The sequence below is a fragment of the Bradyrhizobium betae genome (genome assembly GCF_008932115.1).
Taxonomy (GTDB): Bacteria; Pseudomonadota; Alphaproteobacteria; order Rhizobiales; family Xanthobacteraceae; genus Bradyrhizobium; species Bradyrhizobium betae.
Window position 1 is genome coordinate 2,428,619 of record NZ_CP044543.1, and the last position, 26,979, is coordinate 2,455,597.

Below are 26,979 nucleotides of genomic sequence, written 5' to 3' on the forward strand. Positions count from 1 at the left end.
GATGCGTCGATCATGCTTGTCAATCGCCGCGCACTGCGGGGGACGTCTGCGACGACCTCGGAGCTTGGCGCGGCAGCATCGCCATCAGTGTCCCGGTCATTGTGGCGATCAGCGTGGTCTTGCCGTCATGCTCGGCAAAGGCCCTCGCCTCGCAAAAGGTGAGCGTGCGTCCGGGCTTGACCACGTCGGCCTTGAAGACGAAGCGCTCGCCGCGGGCGGGTGCGAGCAGCGTGGTCTTGAACTCGACGGTGAGGATATCGGCCTCGGGGGGCATCAGGGTGAAGGCGGCGACACCGCAGGCGTTGTCGAGCCCAGCGGTGATGATGCCGGCATGGATGAAACCGTTCTGCTGCGTGAACGCTGGCGAATGCGGCATGGCCAGCTCGACGTCGCCCGGCGCAAGGCGGACGATCACGATGCCGAGCGTGCGCATCGCCAGCTGGCCGTCGAACATGGCAGCGGCCGCCGCGCGATAGCCCGGATTTTTCGGCTCGAACACGGCCATGGCTCAGGCCTCGGCCGGTTCGGCAAGATGCCTCAAGGCGGCTTCGCGGATGGCATCCGCAAACGGCGCCGATTTGCGCTGGCTGCGGTCCATGTGCACGCCGGTAATCTCGCAAGTCGCGGCGACCTCGCCGGTCTCGCCGTTCATCATGTCGTGCCGGAAGCGGATCGACTTGTCGCGCACCTCGAGCAGATGGCTGCGAATCTCGACGATGTCGCCGGCGAGCAATTCGCGCTTGTAGGTGATGTTCTGCTGCACGGCGGCCATGCCGCGGCCGGAGACGCGCAAATAGCTCGGAGTCAGCCCGAGGCGGGCAAACAGGTTCCAGTTGGCCTCGTCGAACTTGCCGACGTACCACATGATGTTCATGTGGCCGACGTGATCGCACTGCCACGGATAGACCGTGCCGCGATAGGTCGCCTCCTGCTCCATCGTAATGTCTCCCTGCGCCTGCCTTTTGATTGTTGATACGGTAGCGTATCAAGCCTTCGCCGCGCTAGCAATACGGCACCGTATCAAGGGCCGGTGAGGTTTTCTTCATGAGCGATGGCAAGGGCGACGTCTGGGTCGAGGCAGGGTTTGGCGAACTCGCCCGCTCGGGGGTCGAGGGCGTGCGGGTCGAGGTGCTCGCCAAGAACCTCGGCGTCACCAAGGGCGGCTTCTACCGCCGCTTCGCCGATCGCGCCGCGCTGCTTGGCGCCATGCTGGAACGCTGGCGCGACGGGCGCGTGGCGGCGATCGCACATCAGACGAGCCTCGACGGACAAGAGCCCCGCGAGCGGCTGAAGGCGGTGATCCAGCTCTATTCCGAACGGCTCAATCCGGAGGGCATGGCGGTCGAGCTCGCGATCCGGCAATGGGCCCGCTCGGACGAGAACGCCGCCGCGGCGGTGGCGAGCGTGGATGCGGCGCGGCTCAAGCACGTCGCCGAGCTCTATCGCGCGACCGGCCTTGCGGCCGAGGAGGCCGAGGCGCAGGCCTTCCTGTTCTACTGCTTCATCTTCGGCCAGAGCCTGCTGTTCGTCGAGCGCGGTCCGCGCAAGCGATCGCAGCTCGTGGCGAAATCGGCCGAGAAGCTGTTGGATTAGACGACCGGACTTAAGCGAAATGGCCGGAGCTGTGCTCCGGCCATCGCGTCAGGTCAAAGCTCAGGCGGCGCCCTTCAGCTTCTTGTTGCACTCGCTGTAATAGCCGCCGCCCTTCTCGATCCACTTCATGCCGCCATTGCCGTTGGTGGTCTTGTTGGCGTTGTACTGGTCGACGCAGGTATGGAGACGCGCCTTGCCCGCGGTCTCCTTGGCGTATTTCGGATCGACCGCGTTCGGATAGATCGCGGGACCGGCCGGCAGGGTCGGCGCCGGGGCAGCCGCGGGAGCCGCCTCCTTCTTCGCCTGCTTCGGCTCGGCGGGAGCGGCGGGCGCAGCCGGGGCCGCCGCGGTCGGCGCAGCAGCAGGCGTCGCGTCCGCACCGCACTGGGCCTTGCGGAAGTCATTCCACTTCGTGGTGCCGAGCGAACCGTCCTTCTTGGCGGCCTGATATTTCGCGCTGCACTCCTGCGAAGTCAGCGCCTGCGCCGGCACGCTCGCCACCAGCGCGGCAAAGCTCGACAATGCGACTGCACACAGCAATTTTGATGGGATGGTCATCCTTGGGTCTCCTCCTTGGTTTTCCCCGACGGAAGTGAAGGATTGCCATCCTAGCGTGCCGCAAGCTCGCGACAAGGAAGTGATGGCTCCTGCCGCCAAAATATAGTGATCGCGCCGTTCGGATTATTCATGTCGCGTTCAGCAACGCGAGCCGACCTTCGGCCTCCCTTCGCAATTCCCGCAAGAAGAGTGCAACAACATGACCTTCGCCTCTCGCCTCGCCGTCGTCGCTCTCGTCTCGCTGTTCGCCACCGGGACCGCCTTCGCCCAGACCGCAGCACCGGCGGCCAAGACCGATACCAAGACCACAACCGCCGCCCCCACGGACAAGAAAGCGCCGAAGGAGCATTCGGCCGAGTCGCTCGAATGCTCCAAGCAGGCCGATGCCAAGGGCCTGCACGGCAAGGAGCGCAAGAAATTCCGCTCCGAATGCATCAAGACCGCCAAGGCCGGCACGGCAGCTCCGGCCGCCGCCGACAAGAAATAGATCCGTCACGATCATGCTCTCGCGGGCATCCGTGAGAGGCGCACGCATTGCGGCATGACGAGCCTGCAATTGTGCGCCTCTCGCTGATTTGCGATAAGGTGGCGTGAAGCAAATCGCCGCCTCTCTGACCTTCGAATGGCCGAGCCGTGCCGAGATTTTGAGCACGGTGGAAACGCTCGTCATCGGCACCGCCGGCGGCCTCGCCTTTCTCGTCGCCGGCCTCCCCGGCGGACTGATCTCGGGCTCGATGATCGCGGTCGGGATTGCCGCGATCGCCGGACGCAAGCTCACGCTGCCGCCGATCCTGACCCAGACCGTGCTGGTGCTGCTCGGCATTTCGTTAGGGTCCGTCGTCTCGCGTCACCTGATCCAGCAGGTCAGCGCCTATCCCCTCACCATCGGCCTGCTCGCGCTCGCCACCTTTTGCTCGACCTTCGGCTCGAGCTATTACCTGCAGCGCATCCATGGCTGGGACCGCACCTCCGCCTTCCTCGCCGGCAGCCCCGGCGCGCTGTCGCAGATCACGATCCTGGCGGTCGAGCGCGGCGCCGATCTGCCTGGTATCGCGGTGGTGCAGACCATGCGCGTCATCATCCTCACCGCGGCGCTGCCGTTGGTGCTGGCGGTCGCGGGCGTCGCGCCCTCCGCGGCACCATCGCTGACGACGGCGACCGCCTCGCCGCTCGACCTTCTGGCGCTCGTCGCGGCCTCGGTGGCAGCGGCACTCCTTCTGCGGCTGATCAAATTTCCGGCGAGCTGGATGTTCGGCGCGATGATCGCCTCCAGCGTGCTGCATGGCGCGGACTGGGTCGAGGGCGGCTTGCCGAACTGGGTGCGCGGCGTGGCGCTGATCGGCATCGGCGCGCTGATTGGCAGCCGGTTCGCGCGGATGCGGATCAAGACGCTCGCCGGCCACATCAACGCGGCGCTGGGCTCGTTTGCCGTGGCGATCGCCGTCTCCGCCATCTTCGTCGGCATCGTCGCGCTCACCACGCAGGTGAAATTCTCCGACGTCGTCGTCGCCTTCGCGCCGGGCGCGATGGACGCGATGCTGGCGCTGGCACTGACCCTGCACATCGACCCGATCTTCGTCGGCGCCCATCATTTGTCGCGCTTCGTGTTCGTGACGATCGCGACGCCGGGCATCGTGCACCTGTTCGGGCGCACGCAGGACGATGTGGACGATTAGCTAGCGCTTCGCCGTCGCCGCGAATCCCCAGGCGGCGATCGCGGCCATCAGCAGCGAGATCAGCACGTTGTAGCCGGCGAGCGAGAGGCCGAGGAAGCGCCACTGCACCTCGTCGCAGCGCACCACCTTCACGGTGTCGAGCTTCGACAGCAGGTCGGCGGCGCTGCCGAGATTGACGACGGGGCCTGAGCAATCGGTCGGGCCTTTCCAGAGGCCCCATTCGACGCCGGAATGATAGGTGCCGAGCCCGGCATTGGCGAGCGTCGCCAGCGCGAGGATCGCGAGCCCCGCGAGCAGCAGCGGCCGCGACGCTCCGCTCCGCGCAGCAAGCACCACGAGCGCACCGAGCGGGATGGCGAGGTAATAGGCGTAGCGCTGCTCGAGGCAAAGCGGACATGGCACGATCCCCAGCACGAGCTGGAAGAACCAGGCGCCCGCGATGGTCGCCGCGGCGATCAGCGTGACGAGAAGCGCGGCCGTCAGTACCGGGCTCGTGGCCGCCGGTTTGAACGCAGGTATTGCGGCACTCTGGGTCGTCACGGCAGCCTCTTCCGGTGGGTCGCTTCCCTAGCCTCTAACCCCGACCCATGCGGCTGTCGAGAACGGCCGGGATCACTTTGGCGCGGGTTGACCCCGCTTTGGCCATCGCTATAGTCCGCCGGCTTCGCGACGCCCGCTTTTGGGGGCCGACCGGGGGCCCCTGTGGCGGAACTGGTAGACGCGCTCGACTCAAAATCGAGTTCCGCAAGGAGTGCTGGTTCGATTCCGGCCAGGGGCACCACGCTTCGCCCTTCGGGCTTCGCGTGGCGCAGCCATGCGAGGCCGAACGGCGAAGCGTGTCCGGCGGAGCCTCTTGGCGAAGACGGACTGTTTTAGCAACGCTCAATTCCCCCTCCCTTCCAATCGTCACATCCCGCCTGTATAAACCGGTAGCTTCTTCCATCATTCGAAGAGGCTCCTATGAACGACCTGCACGCGTGGCTTTCCGAGCAGCACCACGGCCTGCGCACCTTCCGGACCTTTCAGCAGAAGCTCGAGACGCTCGGCCGGGACGATCCCGCCCAGCGCGGCCTGTGCCGCCTGCTCAGCGGACTCGTGGGCAGCTATGTCGAGGCCTTTGACGAGGCCCCGCTGCCGGTCGAGGTTGCCGACGGCGCCTATCACCGCCTGCTGACGCTGGTTGAGAGCCTGGATCTGCATGCCGACGCCCACCGCCGGCTCGCGGACATCAACCGCGTCGCTGAGAGCGAGCTCTGGCGCTGAGCGGCAGGACGAACGGGCTGAACTCGATTTTCAAACAGCCGGAAGATCAAACAGCCGGAAGACATGCGGACATAGCCTCGCGACGCAACGCGCCCGAGCTGTGCGCTTCTCGTGACGCCCCTTCCTTGGAAAGGGCGCAGGGAAGGCCGGGCGCCGGCTGGCACCCGCGGTCCACTGTGCGAGAGTTGCGCTACAAGAGGCTGCACAGCGGCATACAGGGCAGCCTGGACATCCCGGCCTTTCCCTGCGCAGTGGTTTGACGGCTTATGACGCGCTCTCCCCGGGGAGCGATGCACTATTGCCCCCGTCGCCTTGCGGATGGCTGACGCGCGGACCCGGTCGGGCCGCCACATCACCGCAACGCTTGACGCCAGCCTGCGGGCGCCAGGACCACACGATTTTGCCGTACGCGGACCGCACCGGTCGTGCGCGCGCCGCTCAACCGCTCACGGGCGAAACCCGCCCTGCGATTGCTTGCGCGCCGATGCGCTCCACGTCCACCGCCACCCCGCCCACGTATCGTGACGATCGCGAAACGCCCCTTATCCTTGGGCCGGGATGGCGCATACATACGTCATTTCCGAAATTCGGTCAATCGGAATATTTAGGGCGCGAGCCTTGATATCAGCCGCATTCACGGTCCTCTCGCCCTTTCGCCAGTCCCCAGCCGATACGGAAGTCTCCGGCCATCCCGGTCCCGGCTACGACCGTCGCGTGTAGGTCGTGTCCATCGTGTAGCCTTTGCATGGACCCGACACGACATGACGGACGACGAACGTTCCATCCAGCAGGAACATGTAGGCCGACTGATAGTCGTCGCGCTTGCAGAGATGGCGCGCACGTCCGCTCAGCGCTCCTCCGGTCGAGGCGGACAGAAAGATCTCGTGAAACAGCCGCGGTGGATTTTCCCTAAAGAAGACCTTGAATCCTCCTTTGCTGCTGCTGAAGACGTATTCGCGTTCGGCCTGCACGATGGTGCCGTTCGCAAGCTTCAGATGTCCCTGCTCGCGATAGGCCAACCGTCCCCTGTCCAGTGGCGTGAAGGTCGCGATGCCCTGCATCGTTGCCTGGCTTACGATGACCCGGTCGATGGACCACGAGCCGATCAGCCTTTTCGTAACGTCCGAGGAGCCCCCCCAGCTATCGATCGTGGCTTCGTTCATATCTTCAGGCCTGCGCACCAGCCAACCGGTCCAGCGTAAAAGGACCGGCAGCCGGGAGTTCGACTTCGGCGAGCCGATACCTATATCCTACCGCAACGGATGGTGATGCAGCGAGCAGCTTGGATGGCCCGGAGACGCACGACGGAGGCGGACGCCGACGACCTCCCGCGCTATTTCGTCTGGGTCCGGGGCCTCGAAGGCCCGGAGCCGCAGAAATGGAGGTCGATGGATTTCGGCGTCAGTGACTGGAAGCGGCCGCTTGTGCTGGCCTTTCTGGCGCTGCCGGAGGACGAACGGCATCTGTCGCTGTCGATGCTGGCCCGGCGCTATCCGCCGCCGCGGGTGGAGACATAGCCGGCCCGGCAGCGCGGCGGTTCAATTCCTGCCGCGCGGCTTTCGTTTTTCGAACGCGAGCTTCCGGTCTATGCCCGAAGCTGCTCCGCTGTCTCCCGATCCGGCTGCGGCGCGAGCTTGACCCGGTTACGGCCGCCGTTCTTGGCCAGATACAGCGCGGCATCCGCGCGGGCGAGTAACTGGTCCGGCGCATCACCCGGAACATATTGTGCGACACCAAAGCTGCAGGTCGCGGACCCGACTTCTCCGAAGTCCGTCGCCGCGATGGCCTCGCGCAGCTTCTCGGCGACCCCGAATGCCTTCGGACCGTCCGAGCCGGGCAGCATGATCAGGAATTCCTCTCCACCCCAGCGGGCGAGAAGGTCGTTGCTTCGAATCTGCCTCTGTACGAGGCGGGACAGCTGAACCAGAACATGGTCTCCGATCAGGTGTCCATGGGTGTCGTTGATCGACTTGAAGTGATCGATGTCGAACATCACGAGCGAGAGCGGCGTGTTGTAACGATCGACGCGCTTCATCTCGTCGAGCAGCATGGGCGTCAGCTTGGCGCGGTTGAACAGTCCGGTGAGCGCGTCCGTCGTCGCCTTGACGCGCAGGTCCTGCGCGAGCTTCTGCAGTCTCAACCGGCTGTCCTGCACGACGTCATCATGGATCTTGCGCTCTTTCGTCGCCATGTAGATGAGACCCACGATCGTCACCAGCAGCGTGATCACGATGCCCAGAAAACGCGTGGCGAATATTTCGCGCGTCGGCTTGAGAATCACCAGCGACCAATCACTGTGATTGGCGAAGCGGCGGCGGACGAAATTCCGCACGCCGTCGACATTGGTCCAGACTTCGTCGACGACGTTACTCTCGAACATCGGCTTCTGGACCGGTGTGCCGATGCGTGAGGCCACTGCAAGTCGCCTTGGCTCGGACAACGGCCACAGGGTGCGGCGCATGGCTTCCGGCTGATTGGTCATCACGACCACCCCGTCGGGATCGACCAAGAAATAGGGCCGCCCGAAGTTTTTCAGATCTGCTTCGAAATCATCGAGCGACCTGGTCAGGACCGCGACCCCGACGATGCCGTGATCGCGGCCTTTGATCGGATAGCTCGCATAATAGTCATGCTTGCCGGTGTCGGGCTCGAATACGAACTCGTAGGCCGGCGCACCCGCCATCGATTTCAGGAAGTAGGGTGCCGACGCGTGGCTGGACGATCCCGCAAGTGCGTCATCGTCATTGGACGACGCGACGACGTCGCCAAGGCGATTCAGGATGTATCCGCGCTTGGCGCCCGATGCCGCGATGTCGAGATCCAGCACCGATTGACCAGCCTCGACCTCCTTCCTGGTGCCGCCCCTCAACAGAGGCAGGACGGACGGGGCGCCGGCCAGGGACCTGACCATCGCCTCGGTGGTGGCGGTTTCGCCGGCAAGCCGGCTCGCGAGCAGATCGATGTCGCTGGCCGCTCTCCTTTCAACATCCTGCTTGTAGATTTCGCCGAGATGTTCGGTCAGCGCCCAGCCGGACAGCAGAATGACGCCCGTGGCGAGGACCGTCCAGACGAACTGGTGGTGGACATAGGCGGTGTAACGCGGCGACGAGACGTCCGAGGCCAGTCGCTGGCTCCAGGCGGCCCAGATCGAGAAGGAGATCCAGAGCGCGAGCAGCCCTCGCACGAGTTGGATCGGCATCGCCGTCAATGCGCTGAATGCGCCATGGTTGATCAGGGTGGACGGCCAGAATGCCCCGGCAGGAACGATGAGGCCGGCCGCGATCGCATAGAACGCGAATCCCGCGGATGCCGAGAGCGTCAGGCCTTTGGCGAGACCAGGCAACGGTCTGGCCGACCAGGCCAGCGCGAGGCTCGTTCCCAGCGCGCCGACGAATCCCGCCGAATAGCGCGCGACGATGTTGGCTGCGACGACACCCTGGGTGACGCCGACGAATCCGATCGCGAGCGCCAGAAGCGGATAGATCCAGCGACCCGGCGGCCTCAGGCCCAGCCTGATCGCTTTCCGCCGGGCAAACTCCATGAGCAGAAAAAACGAGGCGGCCATGACGGCTGTCCGCCCCATCGCAAAGGCAAGGGAGTCACCGACGATCAGCGCCGCCAGGTCGAGCCATTCGGCAACGCCATGAACGAAGCCGAATCCACCGAGCATCGCCCAATGCTGGCCGGCGCCCTGGCTGCTCGCCAACCTGGAGCAAGTCGCACCCAGCAGGATGAAAGCGAGGCCGTAAAAGAAGAAAATGAAATCGAGCTGCTCACTGAGAAAAGAGGCCATGATGCTGCCGTTGGAGTTTGGACATCACTGGTCGCGCGCGCAGAAATGCTGGCCGCTGTTCAACCGGCGGTTTGCCGAAAGGCTAGGTCTGATGGGTAAAGAAACAGGGAAACCGCTCCAGCGGACTGTTCGCGGCCGCGTCGTGATCGCGCATCCCGCCGGGCCGTTTCCCTGACAATCCGGCCTTCTTCACGTCGTGGACGCGCCTCCGCACCACATCGCCCGTAAGATTACGGGCTCGCAAATTAACGGCGTGGTCACGCCGATTTTCAAATCGCGCAAGGACGTCAGCCCTGCGCCTTGTTGCTCATGTCCCGCGCGCCGCGGTCGGCGTCAACCCGAACCTCCTGCGGAAGCAGCGGTTGAAATAAGACAGATCGTTGAAGCCGCAGGCGAAGGCGATGTCGCTGATGCGGCCTTCGCGATGCGCAAGGAGGTCGGCGGCCTTGCGCAGGCGCAATTCGGTGAGGCGGGTGGTGAAGCTGGCGCCCGCCTCGAACAGCAATTCGTTGACGTAGCGCTCGGAGAGGCCGGCGGTGGCGGCAAGCTTCTGTGCGGAGAAATCCGGCTCGTGAAAGCGTGCCTCGAGGATCGACAGCACGGCCTTGAGCCGCACGGCGCGCAGGCCCCCCCGCCGCGCGGCCGTGGCGATATCGCGGCGGGCCCCGAGACCGATCGCGGCAAGATCGAGCAGATGGCCGGCAATCGCCATGCCGGCCTCGTCGGCGGCCGTGGGATGGCGCAGGAGCAGATCGCTGTAGTCCATCGCCAGCGACAGCGCGCCACCGGATTCGAGCTCGCAGCCGACGAGACCGTCGACATCGGCGACCATCGCGCGCAACGTATCGACCGGCAGATGCACGTTGGTGAAGCGCTTGTGGCTCGCGCCGTCGGCGGCGAAGAACGGCTCGTCGAGCTTGAGCAGCACCATCGATCCCGGCCGCATGGTGAATTCGCGGCCGCGGTGGATCACTTGCGATGGTCGGTCTCCGGTGTTGCGCGCGAGGCAAAAGCGGTCGTCGCCGGTCTCGATCACCTGACGCTTCTCCCGCCGTACAGTGACGAAGCTGCCGTCGCAGCGGCCGAGCATGGTGGTGCCGATGTGGATCGAGTTCATCGTGGCGCGAAACGGCACGTCGGACGCCGGATCGAGCTCGCCGGTGTTGGAGAAATGCTCGAACAGTTCCGCGAAGCGGATGAAGCGCTGCCGGTCGGACAGATCCTGCGGCAGCATCTCGGTCGAGAGCGACTTCCTGATGACGGACATCGAGAACGACTTTTCGAGAATGGCTTTTCTGATTTTTCCAAAAAGTACTTGTTTTTCCAAGAAGTCCTTGGCGATCGCCGAACCTCGTGGCGCCGGAAATGATCGCCCGCTGAAGACCGGCGTACCGCAGGCTATCAGCACGCTGACGTGAATCAAACTGCGCCGGTCAGTCCAAGCCGCAACGCCTCCGGCGCCGGACAGTCCAAGACGCGCCGCATGAGCGGGCCCTATTCAAGCAGCGGATGCGGCAACCCGCCACATAAGGCACCGCATCCGGGCAAACGGGCGGCCCCAGCCTGACGCCCGCTGGAGGAGACATCGACATGCGAACCTCTCACCCCCGCAGCCTCGTGCTCGGCGGCGCCATCGCAACCAGCCTGTGCATCGGTTACGCGCTGGGCGCGCAGCCGCACATGGACGAAGCCATCGCGATCCTGCAATCGGCGCGCGCCGAGCTTGGCAAGGCCGAGCCGAACAAGGGCGGCCATCGCGAGAAGGCGATCGGGCTGATCGACCAGGCGATCGGCGAGGTCCGCGCCGGCATCGCGTTTGCGGCCGGCCATTGAAGCGAGCGCAGTCATGAGCACAAACATGATGCGAACCGTGCTTGCCGTGGCGCTCGCGCTCGGCGCAATCACCGGCGTTGCCGAAGCCATGCCGCTCGCTGCGCCCGGTACGTCCGCGAATGGCGATGTCATCGCCGTTGCAGGCGGTTGCGGACCCGGCTGGCACCGCGGGCCCTATGGCGGCTGCCTCAGGAACTACGCCAACCCGGCCGCGCACGCCTGCCCGCGCGGCTACCATATCGGCCCCGGCGGCGCCTGCCGCGGCAACGGCAGGTAACGACCGGCCCCGGGCGGACGCTGCGCAGCCGCGACCGCTTTGCATCAAATCAGGACTCAAAGCCCGGCTTGCCCGGGCTTTTCTTTTGCCGATTGTGGCGGAGTTCATAGACGGCCGGGGCGAGACGGCTGTGAAATGCATCCATTGATTCACGATGAAATCACGCATGAATTTCAAGGATGCGGCTCGGGCGGGCCATAGAGCATCGACCTGAGTTTTCGGAGGAGTCCATGACGCATCAGGACGAAGCGCTGCGTGGCGGTCCTGCAAGGCCGGTCGATACGCACGATGATTCAGGGACCGCGGCGAATGCATCCGATGCACGGGCGCCGCGCAAGCTGGTGCTGTTCGCCGACGGCACCGGCAACGCGTTCACAACCCAGGAATCCAGCGTCTGGCGCCTCTACGAGGCGCTCGATCATACCCAGCCCGATCAGATCGCGCATTACATCAAGGGCGTCGGCACCGCCGGCTGGGCGCCGCTCGCAGCCCTCGACGGCGCCACCGGCATCGGCGTTCCCTCCAACGTCCGCAAGCTCTACCGCTTTCTGTGCTGGAACTGGCGTCCCGGCGACGAGATCTACATCTTCGGCTTCAGCCGCGGCGCCTTCACCGCACGCACGCTGGCGTCGATGATCGCCAGCCAGGGCCTCGTGCCTGCCGTGATCGACAACACGCCGGTGTCGCACGAGGAGATGGAGCGCAACGCCATGGCCGCATGGCGGGAGTACCGCCGCGGCACCGTGCCGTTGAAGAAGAGCTTGCCGACGATCTGGATCGCGCGCCTCATCCGCGATGTCCTGCTCTATTTCTATCATTTGATCTGCCGGCACCGCTCCTACGCCGATGTCCGCGCGGCGATGCGCGGTCGCGAGGAGATCGACATCGAATTCCTCGGACTGTTCGACACGGTCGAAGCCTATGGTGTCCCCATCGAGGAGCTTCGCGTCGCCATCGACTGGGCGATCTGGCCGATCTCGTTCCGCAACCACCGGCCCTCGAAAAAGGTGAAGCACATCCGTCACGCACTCGCGCTGGATGACGAACGCACCACCTTCCATCCGTTGCGGATCGACCAGAGCCATCTGGCGGCCGACCAGACGGTCAAGGAGGTGTGGTTCGTCGGCGTCCACTCCGACATCGGCGGGGGCTATCCGGAATCCACGCTGTCCTTCGTGCCGCTGGTCTGGATGACCGACGAGCTCCAAGGAAGGCTTCGCTTCCAGGACGGCGAGATCGAGCACTTCAAGGACTATCAATCGGCGATAGGGCCGAGGCATGATTCACGCAGCGGCGCCGCCGTGTTCTATCGCTACGGGCCGCGCCCGGTTCTCGGCGGCGAGGTGAATGGCGGCCTGCCGGTCGTGCACTTCGCCGTCATCGAACGCATGCTGTTCGGCTGCGACGATTATGCACCGATCATGCTTCCGGCGGACACGCTGGTGCTGATGCCGGACGGCCGCAAGCTGAACCTCACCGAGGACGCCACCCGCGAAGCGATGAAGCAGGCCTATCTGGCGAAGGCCCAGGGCCCGCGGCGCGAGAAGGAGGCCGAGGACTTCACCCGCATGAACACGCCCAGCGCCGAGATGGCCAGGCTGACACGCGACACCGTGTGGTGGCGGCGCGTCGCCTATTTCGCGCTGCTGGTCGCGGCCGGCGTGATCGCGGTCTGGCCGTGGATCGCGCGCTGGCTGATCGGGGTGTCGAAGGACAATGGGCTGCAAGGCACAATCGTGCTGCACGTCATCGCCACCTTCGACTGGCTCGCGGGCGCCGTGCTGGGTCCGCTGGCCAATCTGGTCAGAAATGTCATGCCATCCTATGCAGCGCCGTGGCTCGACATCACGCTGTATTACCCGTTCGCCACCTCGATCGTCCTGGCTGCCACCTACCTGATCTGGCGCAGGAACACGGTGCTGCGCGACATCATCCAGGAACGCGCGCGGCTGGCCTGGAGCAGACCACGCCGCATGGCAAGCCAGAAGCATGTCGACAAGCCCGGCAAGCTGCTCGGCTTCGCCCGGTGGATGCGGCTAAACGCGGGACCTGCCCGCTGGTTCTTCGCCAAGCTCGTGCTGCCGTTCGTCCTCCTCTTCATCATTTTCTATTCCGCGCTGCTGATTGGATCGACCAGCGTCTTCACGGCCCGGACCGCGACCGGAAGCATCTGCACGGCCCCCATGGCCAAGGATTCGGTCCCGCCAAAGGCGGAGGTCGGAACGCCTGTGCGCGACGAGCCGATCGAAGCCCGCGGCCTGTTCGCGACAAAGGAATTCTGCTGGTGGAGCGGCCTTGCGGTCGAGAAGGGGCGCAAGTACCGCGTCTGGGTCCAGGTCGAAGATCCCTGGTTCGACCGCACCATCATGAGCGGGACGAACGGCTTCAAGACCTACTTCGTGCAGCATTATCTCGCGTTGCCGACGCTTCGACAGTTCGGCGCCGCCTGGTTCCAGCCCGTGGTGCGCGTCGGCGCCAAGGGCATGAGTGACATTCCGCTGCAGGCCGTCGACGTCATGCCGGCCGAGGAATTGCCGCGCCGGATGCATCCGACCATTCCGCCCGAGGAGGATACGGACAAGACCGTGGGCGTGGGCAGGTATCCGACCCGGCTCGACGAGACCAGTGAATACGCGGCGCTTCCCGCCGACCATCCGCTCAAGCTGGCGCTGAGCAAGCTCGGCACTTTCGAGCCGGTGCCGAACGACAGCACGGCGCGCGCGATCTGGGAGAACCAGAAGCTGTCGAGACGGCTGGTCGCCGAATTCGTCGCGCCCGACGCCGGCGATCTGTTCTTCTATGTCAACGACGCCGTCCAGATCTACCCGGCCCTGCTTCCGGCATGGTTGCGGCCGGCGCAGCTCGACCTGGTCCAGGGGCCGTACGAACAGTTCTACAAGAACAATGCCGGCACCGCGCGCATCGTCGTGCAGCGGCTGCCAAGCCCACCCTTGCCGGCGGACAAGCCGTCCGCGACCAAGCAGTAGGCGCACCGCGTCCGGGGCGCTGGGCCCGCTCATCGGCCCCCATGATTATGGGTGTCGTGGCGCTCGCGCTGCGGCTAAACTTGGTCCTGCGCCGCGGGGGACACGCGGTGCGGGACGATGGACATGAGCGAACAGGGCGAGATGGGTGAAACCATCACCATCCTCCTCGTCGAGGACGACGCGCCGACCTGCTGGCGGCTGCAGGATGCGCTGGTCAAGGCCGGCTACGAGGTGCGCAGCGCAGGCACTCTCGGTGAGGCGCGCCAGGCCCTGAACGGCGGCGCGCCGCGCGTGCTGCTGACCGACCTGCGGCTGCCCGACGGCCACGGCATCGAGCTGATCCGCGAGACAAGGCAGCGCTTTCCCGACACCGAGATCATGGTGATCTCCGCGCTCGGCGACGAGGAAAGCGTGATCTCGGCGATCACGGTCGGCGCCACCGGCTATCTCCTGAAAGATGCCTTCCCGACCGACATCGCCGCCACGGTGCGCGATCTGGTCGCCGGCCATTCGCCAATCTCGGCCTCGATCGCCCGTTTCATCGTGCGCAGAACGCAAGGCGCGGCGCAGAACCCGGCCGATCCGCCGCCCGGCCCCGCGCTCAACACCGCACGGCTGACGCCCCGTGAGATCGACATCCTCTGGGGCATCGCCAAGGGCTTCAGCTATGCCGAGATCGCGAGCCATCTCGGCCTGTCCAGGCAGACCGTGCCCGGCCACATCAAGAACATCTATCGCAAGCTCGAAGTGCACACCCGCAGCGAGGCGGTGTTCGAGGCTGTGCAGCAAGGCCTGATCAAGCTGTGAGCGAGATCGCGGCGAAGGCTCGCGGGCGGCGGCGGCGACTTCTGTCGCGCCTGACACCCTATCTGCTGCTCCAGGCACTGATCCTGATCGCCACGATCCTCGGGCTGCGGCTGCTGCAGCCGAACGACCCCGAAGACTTCGCCCTGAACGGATTTACGCTACGCGAGGACGGCGCGACCCGTCCCGTATCGCTGCCGCATTTCACCTCGTCGCGTTACTCGCTTGCCGATCCTCCGCTCTACACCGGCACCTTCACGTTCCGGAACGGTGATACGACCTCGGGATGGTCGGTATTCCTGCCGCGCTTCAGCAACGCGGTGGAGGTCGCCGTCAACGGCGTCGTCGTGCTCGACTCCCGCCGCGATCCCAACGCCAACCGCCCGGACCGCAACACGCCGCAGATCGCGGCCATTCCTGCCTCGCTGCTGCATGACGGCAGCAACCAGATCACGGCGCGGCTTTTCGTATGGGGCCCGTTGAAGGGCTTCCTCGACACCGTCTATGTCGGGCCGGACGCCGCCCTGCGCCCGGCGTTCGAGACCCGCACGCTGCTGTTCGTCACGCTCCCGGTGGTGTTCTCGGCCTGGCAGTCGATCCTCGCCGTCATTCTCGCCATCATGTGGCTGATGCGGCGGCGCGAGCCGGTTTACGGGGTGCTGGCGGCAGCGATGGTGCTCGGCGTGGTGCAGGCGTTCGTGCCGCCGCCGGTGCCGCCGGCCACCATTTCGCGGCTTGCCGCAGTGCTGCTGGCATCGGCGCCGACCGAAAGCGCGCTGATCGTCGTTTTCGCCCTGCTGTTCTTCGATTGGCGCTGGCCGCGCTATGGCGCGCTGTTGTTCGTGCCGGGCATCGTGGTGTTCGTGGTCGGATTGCTGGGGGGCCCGCCGCTGCCGCGCATTCTCTTCCTGGTTCTCGGTATTCCCATGGTTGGCATCTGCCTGCTGCTGATGGCCAGCATCACGGCGACAGAGGTGGTGCGGAGGCAGGACGCCGCAAGCTTCACGATCGGCTGCGCCGTGACCATCGTGCTGACCTGCTGGATCCACGACATGCTGTCGGTGTTCGAGATCGTGACCAACGAACGCACATTCGTCTCCCGCCTGTCCTATTCGGCGATGCTGGTCGCGATCGGCGCCGGCCTGACGTGGCGTTTCGCCCGCGCGCTGAACCAGGTCGACAGCTTTGCCGGCCAGCTCGTGACCCGCGTGCGGGAGGCCGAGGAGCGGCTGAAGGCGAGCTTCGTGCGCGAGGAGGCGCGCGCCCGCGCCGCCGCGCTTGCCAACGAGCGCACGCGGCTGATGCGCGACCTGCATGACGGCCTTGGCGGCCAGCTCGTCAGCATCGTCGCACTTTCCGAGCGCGGCCAGGAGGGCGCCACCATCACGGACGCGGCGCGCGCCGCGCTGAAGGATCTGCGCCTCGTCATCGACTCCATGGACGACATCGGCGGCGACCTGATGCTCGCGCTCGGCTCCTGGCGCGAGCGCGCGGCGATGCAATTGCGGCCGCACGACATCGCGCTCGACTGGCGCGTGGCGACGCCGCAGGGCCTGCCGCTGCATCCGGAGCTGCGGCCATGGCACGTCATCCAGATCGTGCGCATCCTCGACGAGGCCGTGACCAACGCCGTCAAGCACGCGCAGGCTCGCCACATCACGGTGACCATCGAGACGCGTGACGACGGACAGGGGCCGTACGGCGTAATCAGCGTTGCCGACGACGGCAAGGGCTTCGAGCTGGCCTGCGAGGGCACGAGCCAGACCGCGCGAGGCCTGCGCAACATGCGAAGCCGCGCCGCGCGCTGCGGCGCCGCGTTCGATCTCAGCTCGGATTCCTCGGGCACACGCGTAAGGCTGCAATTGCCGCAGATTTTTCCCGACAGCGACGCCGCCGGAGGCTGAAAGGCCCCCTCCCCGAACGTGTGGGACGCGCGGAGAGGGGACGGGCGGGGTGAAATGCCCGCGGAGGACGGGGGGTTCGTCCGCGAGGCTCCTTCGCCCGAACTCTTCTTCCTCTCCCCGCCTGCGGGGAGAGGGTTGGGGTGAGGGGGAGTCTCCGCAAGGACGGAGACAGTTGGGTTCGTGGAGAGTCCCCCTCACCCGAATTCGAGCTACGCTCGAATTCGACCTCTCCCCGCAAGCGGGGCGAGGTAAAAAGATCAGCGCCTGCCGACGCGATTGACGGGACCGCCGCGATTCATCGGCGTTCCCGCCACACCGACGCCGGGCGCGCCGACACCGGGGGTGGCGACCGCCACCGCGGCAACCGGCGCCACAGGTGCAACCACCACCGCTGCGGTCGGCCGCACCACGCAGCCCTTGGGCACGCCGACCGTCTTGCAATAGACCACCGCCTGCGCCGGGCTCGTGCCCAGCGACACAAAAGCCGCGCCGGCCAGCATCATCACCGTCAGCCCGGCGCTCAGCGCTCCCACTTTCTTCGACATCTTGCTCTCCTGCTTCCCGTTCGGCGTCCCGATGCAATTACCGGGTCTCGCAGCCGACGTGCAGCCTGAATGGCAAAAGACGGCGCGCGGATACATGCCATGAAGATGGGGGTGCGGCGGCCGGGAGGGCGCGCCGATGCCATGATCATGGCATGGACCGGCCGCAGTCCTCCGCGAGATGGTCCGCCCCGCTTGATCCCAAACCAGACCCCCGACAATCCCCAAGAGGTGCTTCATGAAAACTTCGGTTCTTGCCGCGCTGCTGCTCGCCGCCGCTGCCCTGCCCGCCATAGCGCAATCCGGTCCGACTGTGCAGGAGCAGATGGCCTGCCGCAGCGACGCCAGCAAATTCTGCGCCGAGCATGTCGGCAAGCCGCCGCAGATGAATGCCTGCCTGCGCGAGAACAAGACGAAATTGTCCGACGGCTGTCGCAAGGTGGTGGAGTCGCGCGGGGGCTGATCCGGCCGTCATTCCGGGGCGCGCCAACGGCGCGAACCCGGAATCCATCTCGCCACGATCTTTGCGGATAGATGGATTCCGGGCCTGCGTGCTGTGCACGCATCCCGAAATGACGAAGAGCACAAATCTTGCAGGCACTCCGCGACATGAATGTCTTCGGAGTGCCTTTCAATGTACGACACCATCATCGTGGGCGCCGGTTCGGCCGGCTGCGTATTGGCCAATCGGCTATCGGCCGATCCGCATCGCAAGGTGCTGGTGCTGGAAGCGGGCCGGGCGGCACCGGTCGCCTCCGACATTCCGTCGGATTGGCCGACGATGTTCAACACGGCGGTGGACTGGAGCTATTACACCGAGCCGCAAGCGGGCTGCCGCGGGCGCCGGATCTTCTGGCCGCGCGGCAAGATGATCGGCGGCTCCGGCGCGATGAATGCGATGATCTATATCCGCGGCCTGCCCTCCGACTATGACGGCTGGGCGCAGGCTGGCTGCGAAGGCTGGGCATGGCGCGACGTGCTGCCGAAGCTCATCGCTTTCGAGAACAACGCGCGCTTCACCGACGATCCCTTCCACGGCACAAGCGGCCCGCTGCACGTCGCCGACGTTCCCCATGTCGACCCGAACGAGCTGAAATGGCTGGAGGCGGCGCAGGCCGCGGGGCTACCGCACAACCCCAATTTCAGCGACATCGCGACCATGATCGAAGGCGTGCGCATCAACCGCCGCATCGCCGCGCAGTTTCCGCTCAAGGAGATGATCGAAGGCGAGATCACGCCGAGCGCAGAGGCGGTGAGCGACGCCGAGATCGCCGAATATATTCGCGGCCATTGCACCACACTCTACCACGCCGCCTCGACCTGCCGGATGGGCACTGACGATCTGGCCGTCGTCGATCCCAAGCGGTTGCAGGTGCGCGGCATCGATGGCCTGCATGTCGCCGATGCCTCGGTGATCCCGATCATGATCTCGGGGAATATCCAGACGCCGACAATCCTGATCGCCGAGTGCGCAGCCACCGCGATTCTGGGCTAGGCGCTAGTCGTCGTCGGAACCGAACAGCATGATCCGAGGGCCTCGCGAGCGGCCAGGGACATCGCGGGCGTCGGAATCTGCGCGGACGTTGCGGGCCACGTCGTCCCAATCGGTGCGATCGCGCATGCCGCGTTGCTCGCGGGACTCATAGCGAGAACGTTCGGCCCAGCGCTCACGACGATCGATCCGGCGACGTTCAGAGGTGGTGCGCTTCACGTCCGAGTCCCTCGCCTTGGCATAGGCGTTTTCCGGTGACGAGGGCGGCTCTGTGGCAGCCTGCTGCACGGCGGGCTTTGCGATCTGCGGAGGTGCCGCCGGTGCCGGCTTCGGTGGCTCGACTGCGGCCGCCTGCGAGGGCTGTGGCTCGGCATTCGCCTGAATGGCCTGCGTATCGGGCTTTGCCTCAGGCCTCGCTTCGTCCAACGCCTGCGCGGGCGCAGCGATGATCGCGCCGAAGGTTTGCGAGCCGGTGATGTACTGCACGCGTTCGGACGGAGCGTTCGTCATCGCCGGCCTGGCGGCGACCTCGGCGCGCTGCGCCATCTTGCCGGTGTCCGGGCCCTGTTTGGGCGCGATCGGATTCATGATGTTGCCGGCGACGATACCGCCGCCGAGACCAATGGCGATGGCGGCGACAATCGTTCCAGCACCGACGAAATAAGCTGTCGAGGCGCGCATTGGCTCACTCCCTGTTTGGAGCGAGCAACGTCTGAGGATTGCCGGATGTTCCCGACGCCGGCGAGGTTCCCTGAGGGACCCGCGCGTCAGATCTGCTGGGCGACCTTTTCCAGCCCGATGATGCGGGCGAGCTTGCGCACTTCTTCCTTCTGGTCGTCACGCAGCTGGAACAGCAGCGGCATCGCCGCCGATTTCAACTGCTGCACCTCGTCGCAATTCGGATCGATCGGCACGCCCGGCGCGTTCGGATTGGAGAGCTTGTTCGCCGAGATCTTGCGGACGACATTGCGCAGCGCGGTCTCGACCGAGGGCCAGTAATATTCCTGCGAAGACGACAGTTTCAGCCGATCCCTGATGCCCGAGATCTGAACGTCGGACAGCAGCGAGTAATTCTTCTGGGGATGCGGCTTGGCGGCGACCTTCGGCTTGGCGGGCGCTTCGACGACAGGAGCCTCCGCAGCGGCGGGCGCCTCGTTCACACTGGCCTTGGGCATCGGGAAATCGGCCGGCGTGGCGGCGGCAAAGGCCTGGCGCAGCGGCTCGGTCAGCACCGGCGTCTGTGAAAGCTTGTCGGCCGATACCTGCACCAAGGGCTCAATCGCGGCCGAGGCCAGTGCCAGCGTCGGAACCAGACGGTCGGCCTTGGCGGCGCGGTTGGTCGCGAGCGGCTTGGGCGAGCCCTGTGCGATCATCTCGGCACTGACGCTGGGCACGCTGTCGCGGCCAAGGATGGCGGTGGTGGCGGCGCCGAGGACGAGGAAACAGGTCAGCACGACGATGGTGATGGCTTTGGACAAACGTCTCTCCGCGTCCGGCTTCAAGTCCACGTGATCACTGCCCGGAAACTGGGCGATAATTAAGGCTTAACCGTGCCATCGCGGCGGCAATCGCGCGGACTGCGGCGACACGCCCAGAAAAACTCAGGAAAATCAGGCAGCTAGTGCCAGATCGTAGGCGTCCTGGATGTCGGCGACGATCTCGGAAGCTTCCCAAACCGCGCGCGGCTCGACCGATTGCAGCGTCACCGTCCAGTTGCCGCCCCGGCGGGTGCGGGGAACGCTGAGGATATCGAAACGCACGTTGCGGCACAGCGGATGGCGGGCCAGCGCATGGGCCACGCGAACGCGAATCTCATCGAGCGACGCCGCCGTCTTGGAGTTGAGAAAATCGAAGTCCATCGCCTGTCCCCCTCCGTCCTGATTGACGGCCGTGAGGGGGATTCTTGGCGGGCGTTGGTTAATCTGCCGTTAAGTGGGGCCGGTTGGAGGAGCGCTCGATTAACTTTGATCGAGACGACCGGACGGCGGCTTCTCCGCATTTTTACGGGGGGACGAGAGCACTCCCTAGCGCCCGCCCGCCTCGCGATATTCCGCCAGCGTTCGCGCAACGAGATCATCGACCTCGAGCACGTCGGTCACGCCCGATGTCGAATGTCCGCCGCTCCAGATATCGCGCCAGCGTTTTGGCCGGTTCTCGCGCGCGGCGACATCGATGTCTTTACCGATGTCGATGGCGCCACGTGCCGGCAGATCATCGGGGTCGAGCCCGGCAGCCACGATCGACGGCTTCAGCATGCTGGTCTGCAGGCCCGTGAATGCAGTGGTGAGCAGGATGTCGTCGGCGCTGCTGTCGACCAGCATCCGCTTGTGACGCTCGTCCGCCATGCTCTCGCGCGTGGCGATGAACTTCGTGCCCATGTAAGCGAGATCGCAGCCGAGCACTTCGGCGGCGTGCAGCGCGCAGCCGTCGCTGATGCCGCCCGCGAGCACGATGATGCCGTCGTAGAACGATCGCACCGCGCGAACGAAAGCGAACGGATTGAGCCAGCCGGTCTGCCCGCCGGCGCCCGCGGTGAGCAGCACCAGCCCGTCGGCGCCTGCCGCCGCAGCGCGCTCGGCGTGGCGGATCGATGCGACGTCCGCCAGCACCAGCGCGCCGGCGTCCTGCAACGGCTTCAACACCGCCGCCGGCGAGCCGACCGAGGTGATGACGATCTCCGGCCTGTGCCGCAGCAGCACGGCGAGATCCTGTTCCAGCCGCGCATTGGAGCGGTGCACGATCAGGTTCGGACAGAGCGGCGCTGCCTTGCGGCCCGATTGATCCTCGTGCTGCCGCAGCCGCATGTCGATCTCGCTGAGCCACGCATCGAGTTGTTCCGTGCTGCGGCAATTCACGGTGGGGAAGCTGCCGATCACACCGTTGCGGCAGGCCGCGACCATGAGCTCGACGCCCGACACCAGAAACATCGGCGCCGCGATCAGCGGCAGATCGAGACGATCGCGTAAACGTTGCAGCCGATCCGACGTCACGCGAACCTCCCTGTCACCCTTGCCTCCCTCTGCGGGCTTTGTCGTTCCATCCCGCCTTCGCTGTGCTAGCGTTGCGCGCAAACATTGGCACGACACAAGCCGATGACAAAGCAACGAGGAAACATATGTCCGATCCGCTCCACGCATCGTCCCCGAGTTGCGCGCAGACGCTACGGGCACTGTCACGCTATCCCGGCCGCACTGCCTTTGCCTGGCCCGGCGGGTCGCTGAGCTATCAGGGCACCATCGACTTGATCGGACGCATCCAGGGCGTCTTCATGCGTCTTGGATTGCAGCCCGGCGCGCGCGTCGCCTTCCTCACGGCGAACCGCGCCGACACCTGGTGCGCCGGCGTCGCGGCGCAATTGTCACGGCTTTGCATCACCTGGCTGCATCCGCTGGGATCGCAGGCAGACCAGCTGTTCCAGCTGGAAGATTCCGAGGCCGAAGTTCTGGTGGTCGATGCGGCCGCCTTCCGTGATCGCGGCGGCGAGCTCGCCACGCAGGCGGGCCGGCTCAAGGCCGTCTTCACCATGGGACCGGCCGGCTACGGCGTCGACCTGTTGCAGGCGATCGAGATCGAAGGCCATGCCAGCGCGCAGTGCCTCGCCGGTCCCGACGACCTCTCCACGCTGAACTACACCGGCGGCACGACCGGCAAATCCAAGGGCGCGCTGCGCTATCACCGCGAGAATGCCGGAGCCGCCGCCGCGATCCTCGCCGACTTCGAGATCCCGGACGCCGCGCGCTATCTCACGGTCGCGCCGATCAGCCACGTTGCCGGCACCAAGGTGCTGCCGACCCTGATGCGCGGCGGCACCGTGCACATGTTGAAGGGGTTCGATCCCGAGGCCGTACTGGCGACGATCGCGCGCGAGCGCATCAACTTCACGCTGTTCGTGCCGACCATGATCTATGTGCTGCTCGATCACCCCGCATTGAGCAAGACTGATCTCTCCTCGCTCGAACTGGTGCTCTATGGCGCTTCCGCGATGTCGCCGAGCCGGCTGGTCGAAGGCATCGAACGGATCGGGCCGGTGTTCTCGCAGCTCTACGGCCAGACCGAATGCTATCCGGTCTCGGTCCTGCGCAAGGCTGATCACGATCCCAGGACGCCCGAGCTGTTTTTGTCGTGCGGCTTCCCGATCGCGGCCTGCGAGGTCAGGATCCTCGACGACAACGATCAGGAGGTCAAGACGGGCGAGGCCGGCGAGATCTGCGTGCGCGCCCCGCATGTCATGGCGGAATACTGGAAGCGCCCAGACATCACCGCCGAGACGTTGAAGAACGGCTGGGTCCACACCGGCGACATCGCCCGCAGGGACGAGCGCGGCTACATGTTCATCCTCGACCGCAAGAAGGACATGATCGTCACCGGCGGCTTCAACATCTTCCCGCGCGAGATCGAGGACGTGCTGTCGCAGCACGCGGATGTCGCGATGGTCGCGGTGGTCGGCATCCCCGACGAGAAATGGGGCGAGGCCGTCACCGCCATCGTCGTACCGCGCGAGGGCGCGAGGCCCGATGCGGACGAGCTGATCAACCTGGTCAAGACCCGCAAGGGCTCGGCGCATGCGCCCAAGCAGATCCAGTTCGTCAAGCAACTCCCGATGACCGGCGTCGGCAAGGTCGACAAGAAGGTGCTGCGCGCGGGCTTCTGGAGCGGCCGGGACCGGATGGTGGGTTAGGCGTCGAGCCGCCGCCTGTCGTCAGCGAAGCATCTGATCAAGTCGATCGCGGAGCTGATCCTGATGGTAGGGCTTGGCCAGCCTTGGCAGATCGAGTTGAGATCCCTCCGGCAGCTCGGCATATCCGGTGGCCAGCAGAATCGGCAGTGACGGTCGCAGCTGACGCGAGGCGGCCGCAAGTTCGAGCCCGGTCATGCCGGGCATGACGTGATCGGTCACCATGAGATCGATCGGCTGCTCGCTTCGAATGACGTCGAGGGCGTGACGCGCCGAGTTGACGCCGATCACGCGGTGCCCGAGATCCTCGAGCATTTCCGTGGTCGACATCGCGATCAGCGGATCGTCATCGACGAACAGGATGACGGCGGATCGACCGGCCTTTCGCTGCACCGGCATCGGCACCTCCGCTTTCGGAAGCTGGCTGGCGACCGGAAGAATCAGGGTCGCCGTGGTGCCGACTCCAACGTTGCTGGAGAGCTGAAGGGCACCGCCGAGCTGCACGGCAAGACCATGCACCATCGAGAGGCCAAGTCCGGTTCCTTTGCCAAGGGGCTTGGAGGAGAAGAACGGCTCCACGGCCCGCTTCAACGTGTCCGGCGACATGCCCTCCCCGTCGTCGATCACGGATAGCGCCAGATAATGCCCCGGCGGCAGCCGCGCCTCCTCGTCCGCCTGATCGTCGCGGATGCGGATTTCGATCGAACCGCCATCGGGCATCGCATCGCGCGCGTTGATGGCGAGGTTCAGGATCGCGAGTTCGAGCTGGTTGGAATCGACTCGTGCCGGTGGCACGCGATCGGGAATGTCCAGACGCAGCTCGACCCGGGGGCCGAGCGAGCGCTCCAGCAGATCGCTCATCCCCCTGATCAACGTGCCGAGATCGACCGCTTCCGCCTGTAGATCCTGCTGGCGGGCGAACGCCAGCAGGCGTTGCGTTAACGAGGCGCCTCGTTCCGCGCCCTGCAGCGCGCCATCGATCAGCCGGCGCAAGCGCGGGTCATCAGGGATGCGCTTGCGCAGCAAGTCGAGATTGCCCATGACGGCCATCAACAGGTTGTTGAAGTCGTGCGCGACGCCGCCGGTCAACTGACCGATCGTCTCCATCTTCTGGGCCTGCCGCAATTGATCCTGGGCCTTTTCGCGCGCGGCGACCTCGTTCATCAGATCCGCGGTACGTTGCTCGACGCGCTGCTCGAGCGTGGACGTGAGCTCGGCCAGCGCGGTGCGCTCTGCAGCAAGCTGAGCCAGCAGGTTTTCACGCTCGATCTCGGCGACCTTGCGCGCGGTGATGTCGGAGCACACCCCGACCAGCGATTGCACACTGCCGTCGGGCCGAAACACCGGCCTGGCCCTGATATCGACCCAGTGCTGGGAGCCGTCAGGCCAGATGTTTCGATATTCGATGCTGTAATCGCTACCGCTGGCGACGGCGCGGTCGAACACGGCCTGCCGTCTGGCGCGATCGTCCGGGTGCACGGAATCGACCAAATCCTGGTAGGAGAACTCCTGTTCGGATCGTCGCCCGAAGAAGAGCTTGCAGGTGTTCGAGGCTTCGAGCATCAACGACGGGAGTTGCAACTCAAGAGCGCCGAGCTGACCAGCGCTCAATGCCGTTTGCAGCAGGCCTTCGCTCTCGGTGAGGGTCTCCAGGATCGCGCGCGACTGGTACTGGCGGCGGCGGCCTCTGAGGGCGGATCCCACCACGCTCACCAGCGTGGTCGGATGAAATGGACGCTCGATGAAAGTGACGTTGCCCAGCGCCAGACCGAGCCGCATGGCGTCGGGATTCCGCTCCGGCCCGCCGCCCTGGCGTGTCAGCAGCACGATCGGAAAGTCCGACCATGAGGGCTGTTCGTTCAGCCACCTGACCAGACTGCGCAAGTCGGCGGTCTTCACGGCTTCGTTCGCGATGATGGCGAGCCCCGCGCCGGCTGCCATCTCGCGCACGAGCGCATCGAGGTCGGTGCAGATGTCGGCGACGAACCCCGCTTCACGGATCAGGCTCGCGGCGACATTTGCGTCGCGGCCCGTCGGAGCAAGGACAAGGGCACGTTCGGACGTATCACCCGGCCTCACGCACCGGGCTCCCGCAGCAGAGGCCTGGTGTCGCCCATGTAGACAGGCACGCCGCGCAACACGCCTTGGAATTCCTCCAGCGGCTCACCGATGGCAAGACCGCGGCTGCCGATGCGGAACTCGCGAATGGTCGATTCGTGCTGGCCCATCCGCTTCTTGATCACGGATATCGCACGCCGCACGCTGCCCAGCGCTTCGAAATAGCGCAGCAGGATAACCGTATCGGCGAGATAGGTGACGTCGACCGGCGCCTTCATGTCACCGACGAGGCCGTGCTGGGCCACCGTCATGAATGTCGCGGCACCGCGGCGATTGAGGTACTGCAGGAGTTCGTGCATGTGGAGGATGAGCGAATTTTCCTGGGGCATGGCGGCCTGATAGCCATTGAGACTGTCGATCACGACGGCCTTGATGCCATCCTCGTCCACTCGCTTGCGGACCATATGAGCGAATTCCCCCGGCGAGAGTTCGGCCGCGTCGACCTGTTCGATCGCAAGACTGCCGTTCCGCCGCAGCGCGTCGAGATCGATCCCGATGCCCTTCATGCGCGAGAACAGCAGACCGAGCTCCTCGTCGAACACGAACAGCGCCGCTTTCTCTCCCCGCGCCACCGCCGCGACGGCGAACACGATCGCGATCAGCGATTTGCCCGTGCCGGATGGTCCGAGAACGAGCGTGCTCGAGCCCGATTCCACGCCACCGCCCAGCAATCGGTCGAAGCCCGCAATGCCGCTGGAAAAAGTGATGCGCTGCAAATCGGCACGGTGCTCGGAAGCAACCAGCCTCGGAAACACGTTCAGCCCGCCCGTGGTGATGGTTGCGTCGTGATAACCACCGCGAAACTTGGTGCCGCGATACTTGATGACGCGCACGCGGCGGCGCTCCGCGCCATAGTCCGGAGCGAGCTCTTCGAGGCGCAGAACCGCATGCGCGACGCTGTGCACGGTCTTGTCGGCGACATCGGCCGTGAGATCATCGAGCAGCATCACCGTGGTGTTGAACCTGGAGAAATAGTGTTTGATCGCCAGGATTTGCCGCCGATACCGCAACGAGCTCTGGGCCAGAAGCCGGATTTCGGACAGACTGTCGAGCACGACGCGGTGCGGCTTGATCCGATCGACCGCCTCGAAAATCTGCTTGGTCGTCTCGCCGAGCTCGAGATCGGAGGAATAGAGAAGGCTCTGCTGCTGTTCGGAATCGAGCAGGCTCTCGGGGGGCAGCAGTTCGAAAACAGTAATTCCCTCGTCCAGCGTCCAGCCGTGCGATGCAGCGCCGTCGCGCAACTCGCGCTCCGTCTCCGACAAGGTGATGTACAGGCATCTCTCACCGGCCTTGGTGCCTTCCTGCAGGAACTGCAGCGCCACCGTCGTCTTGCCGGTACCGGGCGCGCCTTCCACGAGGAACACATGCCCACGCGACAATCCTCCGGACAGGATGTTGTCCAGGCCCCAAACTCCGGTTTGGGCTCTTCCAGAAAATTCCTTAATTGAAGTCATATTTTCC

Annotated in this window: 29 protein-coding genes and 1 tRNA gene; 16 read left to right on the top strand and 14 right to left on the bottom strand. The window is 65.4% G+C overall.

Translation table 11 applies throughout. The annotated features are described in order from the left end of the window. Positions 1–19 precede the first annotated feature (19 nt). Both F8237_RS11585 and F8237_RS11590 read right to left on the bottom strand, forming a co-directional pair. The gene (locus tag F8237_RS11585) at positions 20–505 is read right to left on the bottom strand and encodes a PaaI family thioesterase (protein ID WP_151644734.1); all 486 of its coding nucleotides are present in this window, start codon (positions 503–505) and stop codon (positions 20–22) included. Positions 506–508: 3 nt separating this feature from the next. Then, positions 509–937, bottom strand: coding sequence for an acyl-CoA thioesterase (locus tag F8237_RS11590; protein ID WP_151644736.1), 429 nt, complete (start codon positions 935–937; stop codon positions 509–511). Positions 938–1,044: 107 nt separating this feature from the next. On the opposite strand from F8237_RS11590, the gene F8237_RS11595 reads away from it, so the two are divergent. Further along, positions 1,045–1,593: a TetR/AcrR family transcriptional regulator gene (locus tag F8237_RS11595; protein ID WP_151644738.1), complete on the top strand. Its 549-nt coding sequence runs from the start codon at positions 1,045–1,047 to the stop codon at positions 1,591–1,593. Between the two features lie 60 nt (positions 1,594–1,653). Here the strand turns inward: F8237_RS11595 and F8237_RS11600 are convergent, their stop codons facing one another. After that, positions 1,654–2,151 (bottom strand): hypothetical protein, encoded by a 498-nt coding sequence (locus F8237_RS11600; RefSeq protein ID WP_151644740.1) that lies wholly within the window; start codon positions 2,149–2,151, stop codon positions 1,654–1,656. A 199-nt stretch (positions 2,152–2,350) separates the two neighbouring features. Between F8237_RS11600 and F8237_RS11605 the strand changes: the two genes are divergently transcribed. Both F8237_RS11605 and F8237_RS11610 read left to right on the top strand, forming a co-directional pair. Further along, positions 2,351–2,638, top strand: coding sequence for a PsiF family protein (locus tag F8237_RS11605; protein ID WP_151644742.1), 288 nt, complete (start codon positions 2,351–2,353; stop codon positions 2,636–2,638). A 103-nt stretch (positions 2,639–2,741) separates the two neighbouring features. Continuing rightward, positions 2,742–3,827 (top strand): AbrB family transcriptional regulator, encoded by a 1,086-nt coding sequence (locus F8237_RS11610; RefSeq protein WP_151644743.1) that lies wholly within the window; start codon positions 2,742–2,744, stop codon positions 3,825–3,827. On the opposite strand, the gene F8237_RS11615 is transcribed toward F8237_RS11610, so the two are convergent. Next, entirely contained in the window at positions 3,828–4,367 is a 540-nt protein-coding gene (locus F8237_RS11615) for a disulfide bond formation protein B (RefSeq protein ID WP_151644745.1), read from the bottom strand. Between the two features lie 156 nt (positions 4,368–4,523). Here F8237_RS11615 and F8237_RS11620 point away from each other — a divergent pair. Continuing rightward, a tRNA-Leu gene (locus tag F8237_RS11620) sits at positions 4,524–4,608 on the top strand. 179 nt (positions 4,609–4,787) lie between these two features. Continuing rightward, the gene (locus F8237_RS11625; protein WP_151644747.1) at positions 4,788–5,090 is read left to right on the top strand and encodes a hypothetical protein; all 303 of its coding nucleotides are present in this window, start codon (positions 4,788–4,790) and stop codon (positions 5,088–5,090) included. Positions 5,091–5,791: 701 nt separating this feature from the next. Here F8237_RS11625 and F8237_RS11635 read toward each other — a convergent pair. Next, complete coding sequence (locus tag F8237_RS11635) at positions 5,792–6,253, bottom strand: DUF6314 family protein (protein ID WP_151644749.1); 462 nt, start codon at positions 6,251–6,253, stop codon at positions 5,792–5,794. Between the two features lie 123 nt (positions 6,254–6,376). Between F8237_RS11635 and F8237_RS11640 the strand changes: the two genes are divergently transcribed. Then, entirely contained in the window at positions 6,377–6,607 is a 231-nt protein-coding gene (locus F8237_RS11640; RefSeq protein WP_151644751.1) for a hypothetical protein, read from the top strand. 68 nt (positions 6,608–6,675) lie between these two features. Here F8237_RS11640 and F8237_RS11645 read toward each other — a convergent pair whose 3' ends face one another. After that, the gene (locus F8237_RS11645) at positions 6,676–8,883 is read right to left on the bottom strand and encodes a sensor domain-containing diguanylate cyclase (RefSeq protein ID WP_151644753.1); all 2,208 of its coding nucleotides are present in this window, start codon (positions 8,881–8,883) and stop codon (positions 6,676–6,678) included. Between F8237_RS11645 and F8237_RS35895 the strand changes: the two genes are divergently transcribed. Further along, a complete protein-coding gene (locus F8237_RS35895; protein WP_154696356.1) occupies positions 8,882–9,058 on the top strand; it encodes a hypothetical protein in 177 nt (58 codons plus the stop codon). The genes F8237_RS11645 and F8237_RS35895 overlap by 2 nt on opposite strands. A 132-nt stretch (positions 9,059–9,190) precedes the next feature. Here F8237_RS35895 and F8237_RS11650 read toward each other — a convergent pair whose 3' ends face one another. Continuing rightward, complete coding sequence (locus F8237_RS11650) at positions 9,191–10,150, bottom strand: helix-turn-helix transcriptional regulator (RefSeq protein ID WP_151644755.1); 960 nt, start codon at positions 10,148–10,150, stop codon at positions 9,191–9,193. On the opposite strand from F8237_RS11650, the gene F8237_RS35900 reads away from it, so the two are divergent. From F8237_RS35900 to F8237_RS11675, 6 genes are all read left to right on the top strand, one after another. Further along, entirely contained in the window at positions 10,140–10,301 is a 162-nt protein-coding gene (locus F8237_RS35900) for a hypothetical protein (protein ID WP_154696357.1), read from the top strand. The two genes, F8237_RS11650 and F8237_RS35900, sit on opposite strands and share 11 nt — an antisense overlap. Before the next feature lie 172 nt (positions 10,302–10,473). Beyond that, a complete protein-coding gene (locus F8237_RS11655) occupies positions 10,474–10,716 on the top strand; it encodes a hypothetical protein (RefSeq protein WP_151644757.1) in 243 nt (80 codons plus the stop codon). A gap of 25 nt (positions 10,717–10,741) precedes the next feature. After that, the gene (locus F8237_RS11660) at positions 10,742–10,993 is read left to right on the top strand and encodes a GCG_CRPN prefix-to-repeats domain-containing protein (protein WP_151650524.1); all 252 of its coding nucleotides are present in this window, start codon (positions 10,742–10,744) and stop codon (positions 10,991–10,993) included. A 230-nt stretch (positions 10,994–11,223) separates the two neighbouring features. After that, positions 11,224–13,980: a DUF2235 domain-containing protein gene (locus F8237_RS11665; RefSeq protein WP_151644759.1), complete on the top strand. Its 2,757-nt coding sequence runs from the start codon at positions 11,224–11,226 to the stop codon at positions 13,978–13,980. A 123-nt stretch (positions 13,981–14,103) separates the two neighbouring features. Beyond that, positions 14,104–14,787, top strand: a complete 684-nt coding sequence (locus F8237_RS11670) for a response regulator transcription factor (protein ID WP_162005999.1) — start codon at positions 14,104–14,106, stop codon at positions 14,785–14,787. Then, positions 14,784–16,688, top strand: coding sequence for a sensor histidine kinase (locus F8237_RS11675; protein ID WP_151644763.1), 1,905 nt, complete (start codon positions 14,784–14,786; stop codon positions 16,686–16,688). Before F8237_RS11670 ends, F8237_RS11675 begins: the two co-directional genes overlap by 4 nt. Positions 16,689–16,945: 257 nt before the next feature. On the opposite strand, the gene F8237_RS11680 is transcribed toward F8237_RS11675, so the two are convergent. Continuing rightward, positions 16,946–17,233 (bottom strand): hypothetical protein, encoded by a 288-nt coding sequence (locus F8237_RS11680; RefSeq protein WP_151644765.1) that lies wholly within the window; start codon positions 17,231–17,233, stop codon positions 16,946–16,948. Positions 17,234–17,468: 235 nt separating this feature from the next. On the opposite strand from F8237_RS11680, the gene F8237_RS11685 reads away from it, so the two are divergent. After that, a complete protein-coding gene (locus F8237_RS11685) occupies positions 17,469–17,693 on the top strand; it encodes a cysteine rich repeat-containing protein (RefSeq protein WP_151644767.1) in 225 nt (74 codons plus the stop codon). Positions 17,694–17,864: 171 nt separating this feature from the next. Then, on the top strand, positions 17,865–18,725 hold the full coding sequence (locus F8237_RS11690) for a GMC oxidoreductase (RefSeq protein WP_151644769.1): 861 nt from the start codon (positions 17,865–17,867) through the stop codon (positions 18,723–18,725). Between the two features lie 3 nt (positions 18,726–18,728). Here F8237_RS11690 and F8237_RS11695 read toward each other — a convergent pair whose 3' ends face one another. From F8237_RS11695 to F8237_RS11710, 4 genes are all read right to left on the bottom strand, one after another. Beyond that, positions 18,729–19,403: a hypothetical protein gene (locus F8237_RS11695; RefSeq protein ID WP_151644771.1), complete on the bottom strand. Its 675-nt coding sequence runs from the start codon at positions 19,401–19,403 to the stop codon at positions 18,729–18,731. Between the two features lie 86 nt (positions 19,404–19,489). Continuing rightward, positions 19,490–20,200 (bottom strand): hypothetical protein, encoded by a 711-nt coding sequence (locus F8237_RS11700; RefSeq protein WP_162006000.1) that lies wholly within the window; start codon positions 20,198–20,200, stop codon positions 19,490–19,492. A 132-nt stretch (positions 20,201–20,332) separates the two neighbouring features. Continuing rightward, positions 20,333–20,581 (bottom strand): hypothetical protein, encoded by a 249-nt coding sequence (locus F8237_RS11705; protein ID WP_151644773.1) that lies wholly within the window; start codon positions 20,579–20,581, stop codon positions 20,333–20,335. Between the two features lie 165 nt (positions 20,582–20,746). Next, complete coding sequence (locus F8237_RS11710; RefSeq protein ID WP_151644775.1) at positions 20,747–21,712, bottom strand: NAD(P)H-dependent flavin oxidoreductase; 966 nt, start codon at positions 21,710–21,712, stop codon at positions 20,747–20,749. Positions 21,713–21,837: 125 nt separating this feature from the next. Here F8237_RS11710 and F8237_RS11715 point away from each other — a divergent pair, with 125 nt between their 5' ends. Continuing rightward, positions 21,838–23,400: an AMP-binding protein gene (locus F8237_RS11715; RefSeq protein WP_151644777.1), complete on the top strand. Its 1,563-nt coding sequence runs from the start codon at positions 21,838–21,840 to the stop codon at positions 23,398–23,400. 21 nt (positions 23,401–23,421) lie between these two features. On the opposite strand, the gene F8237_RS11720 is transcribed toward F8237_RS11715, so the two are convergent. Continuing rightward, positions 23,422–25,476, bottom strand: coding sequence for an ATP-binding protein (locus F8237_RS11720; protein WP_151644779.1), 2,055 nt, complete (start codon positions 25,474–25,476; stop codon positions 23,422–23,424). After that, positions 25,473–26,972 (bottom strand): ATPase domain-containing protein, encoded by a 1,500-nt coding sequence (locus F8237_RS11725; protein ID WP_151644781.1) that lies wholly within the window; start codon positions 26,970–26,972, stop codon positions 25,473–25,475. The genes F8237_RS11720 and F8237_RS11725 overlap by 4 nt, the downstream gene beginning before the upstream one ends. Positions 26,973–26,979 lie beyond the last annotated feature (7 nt).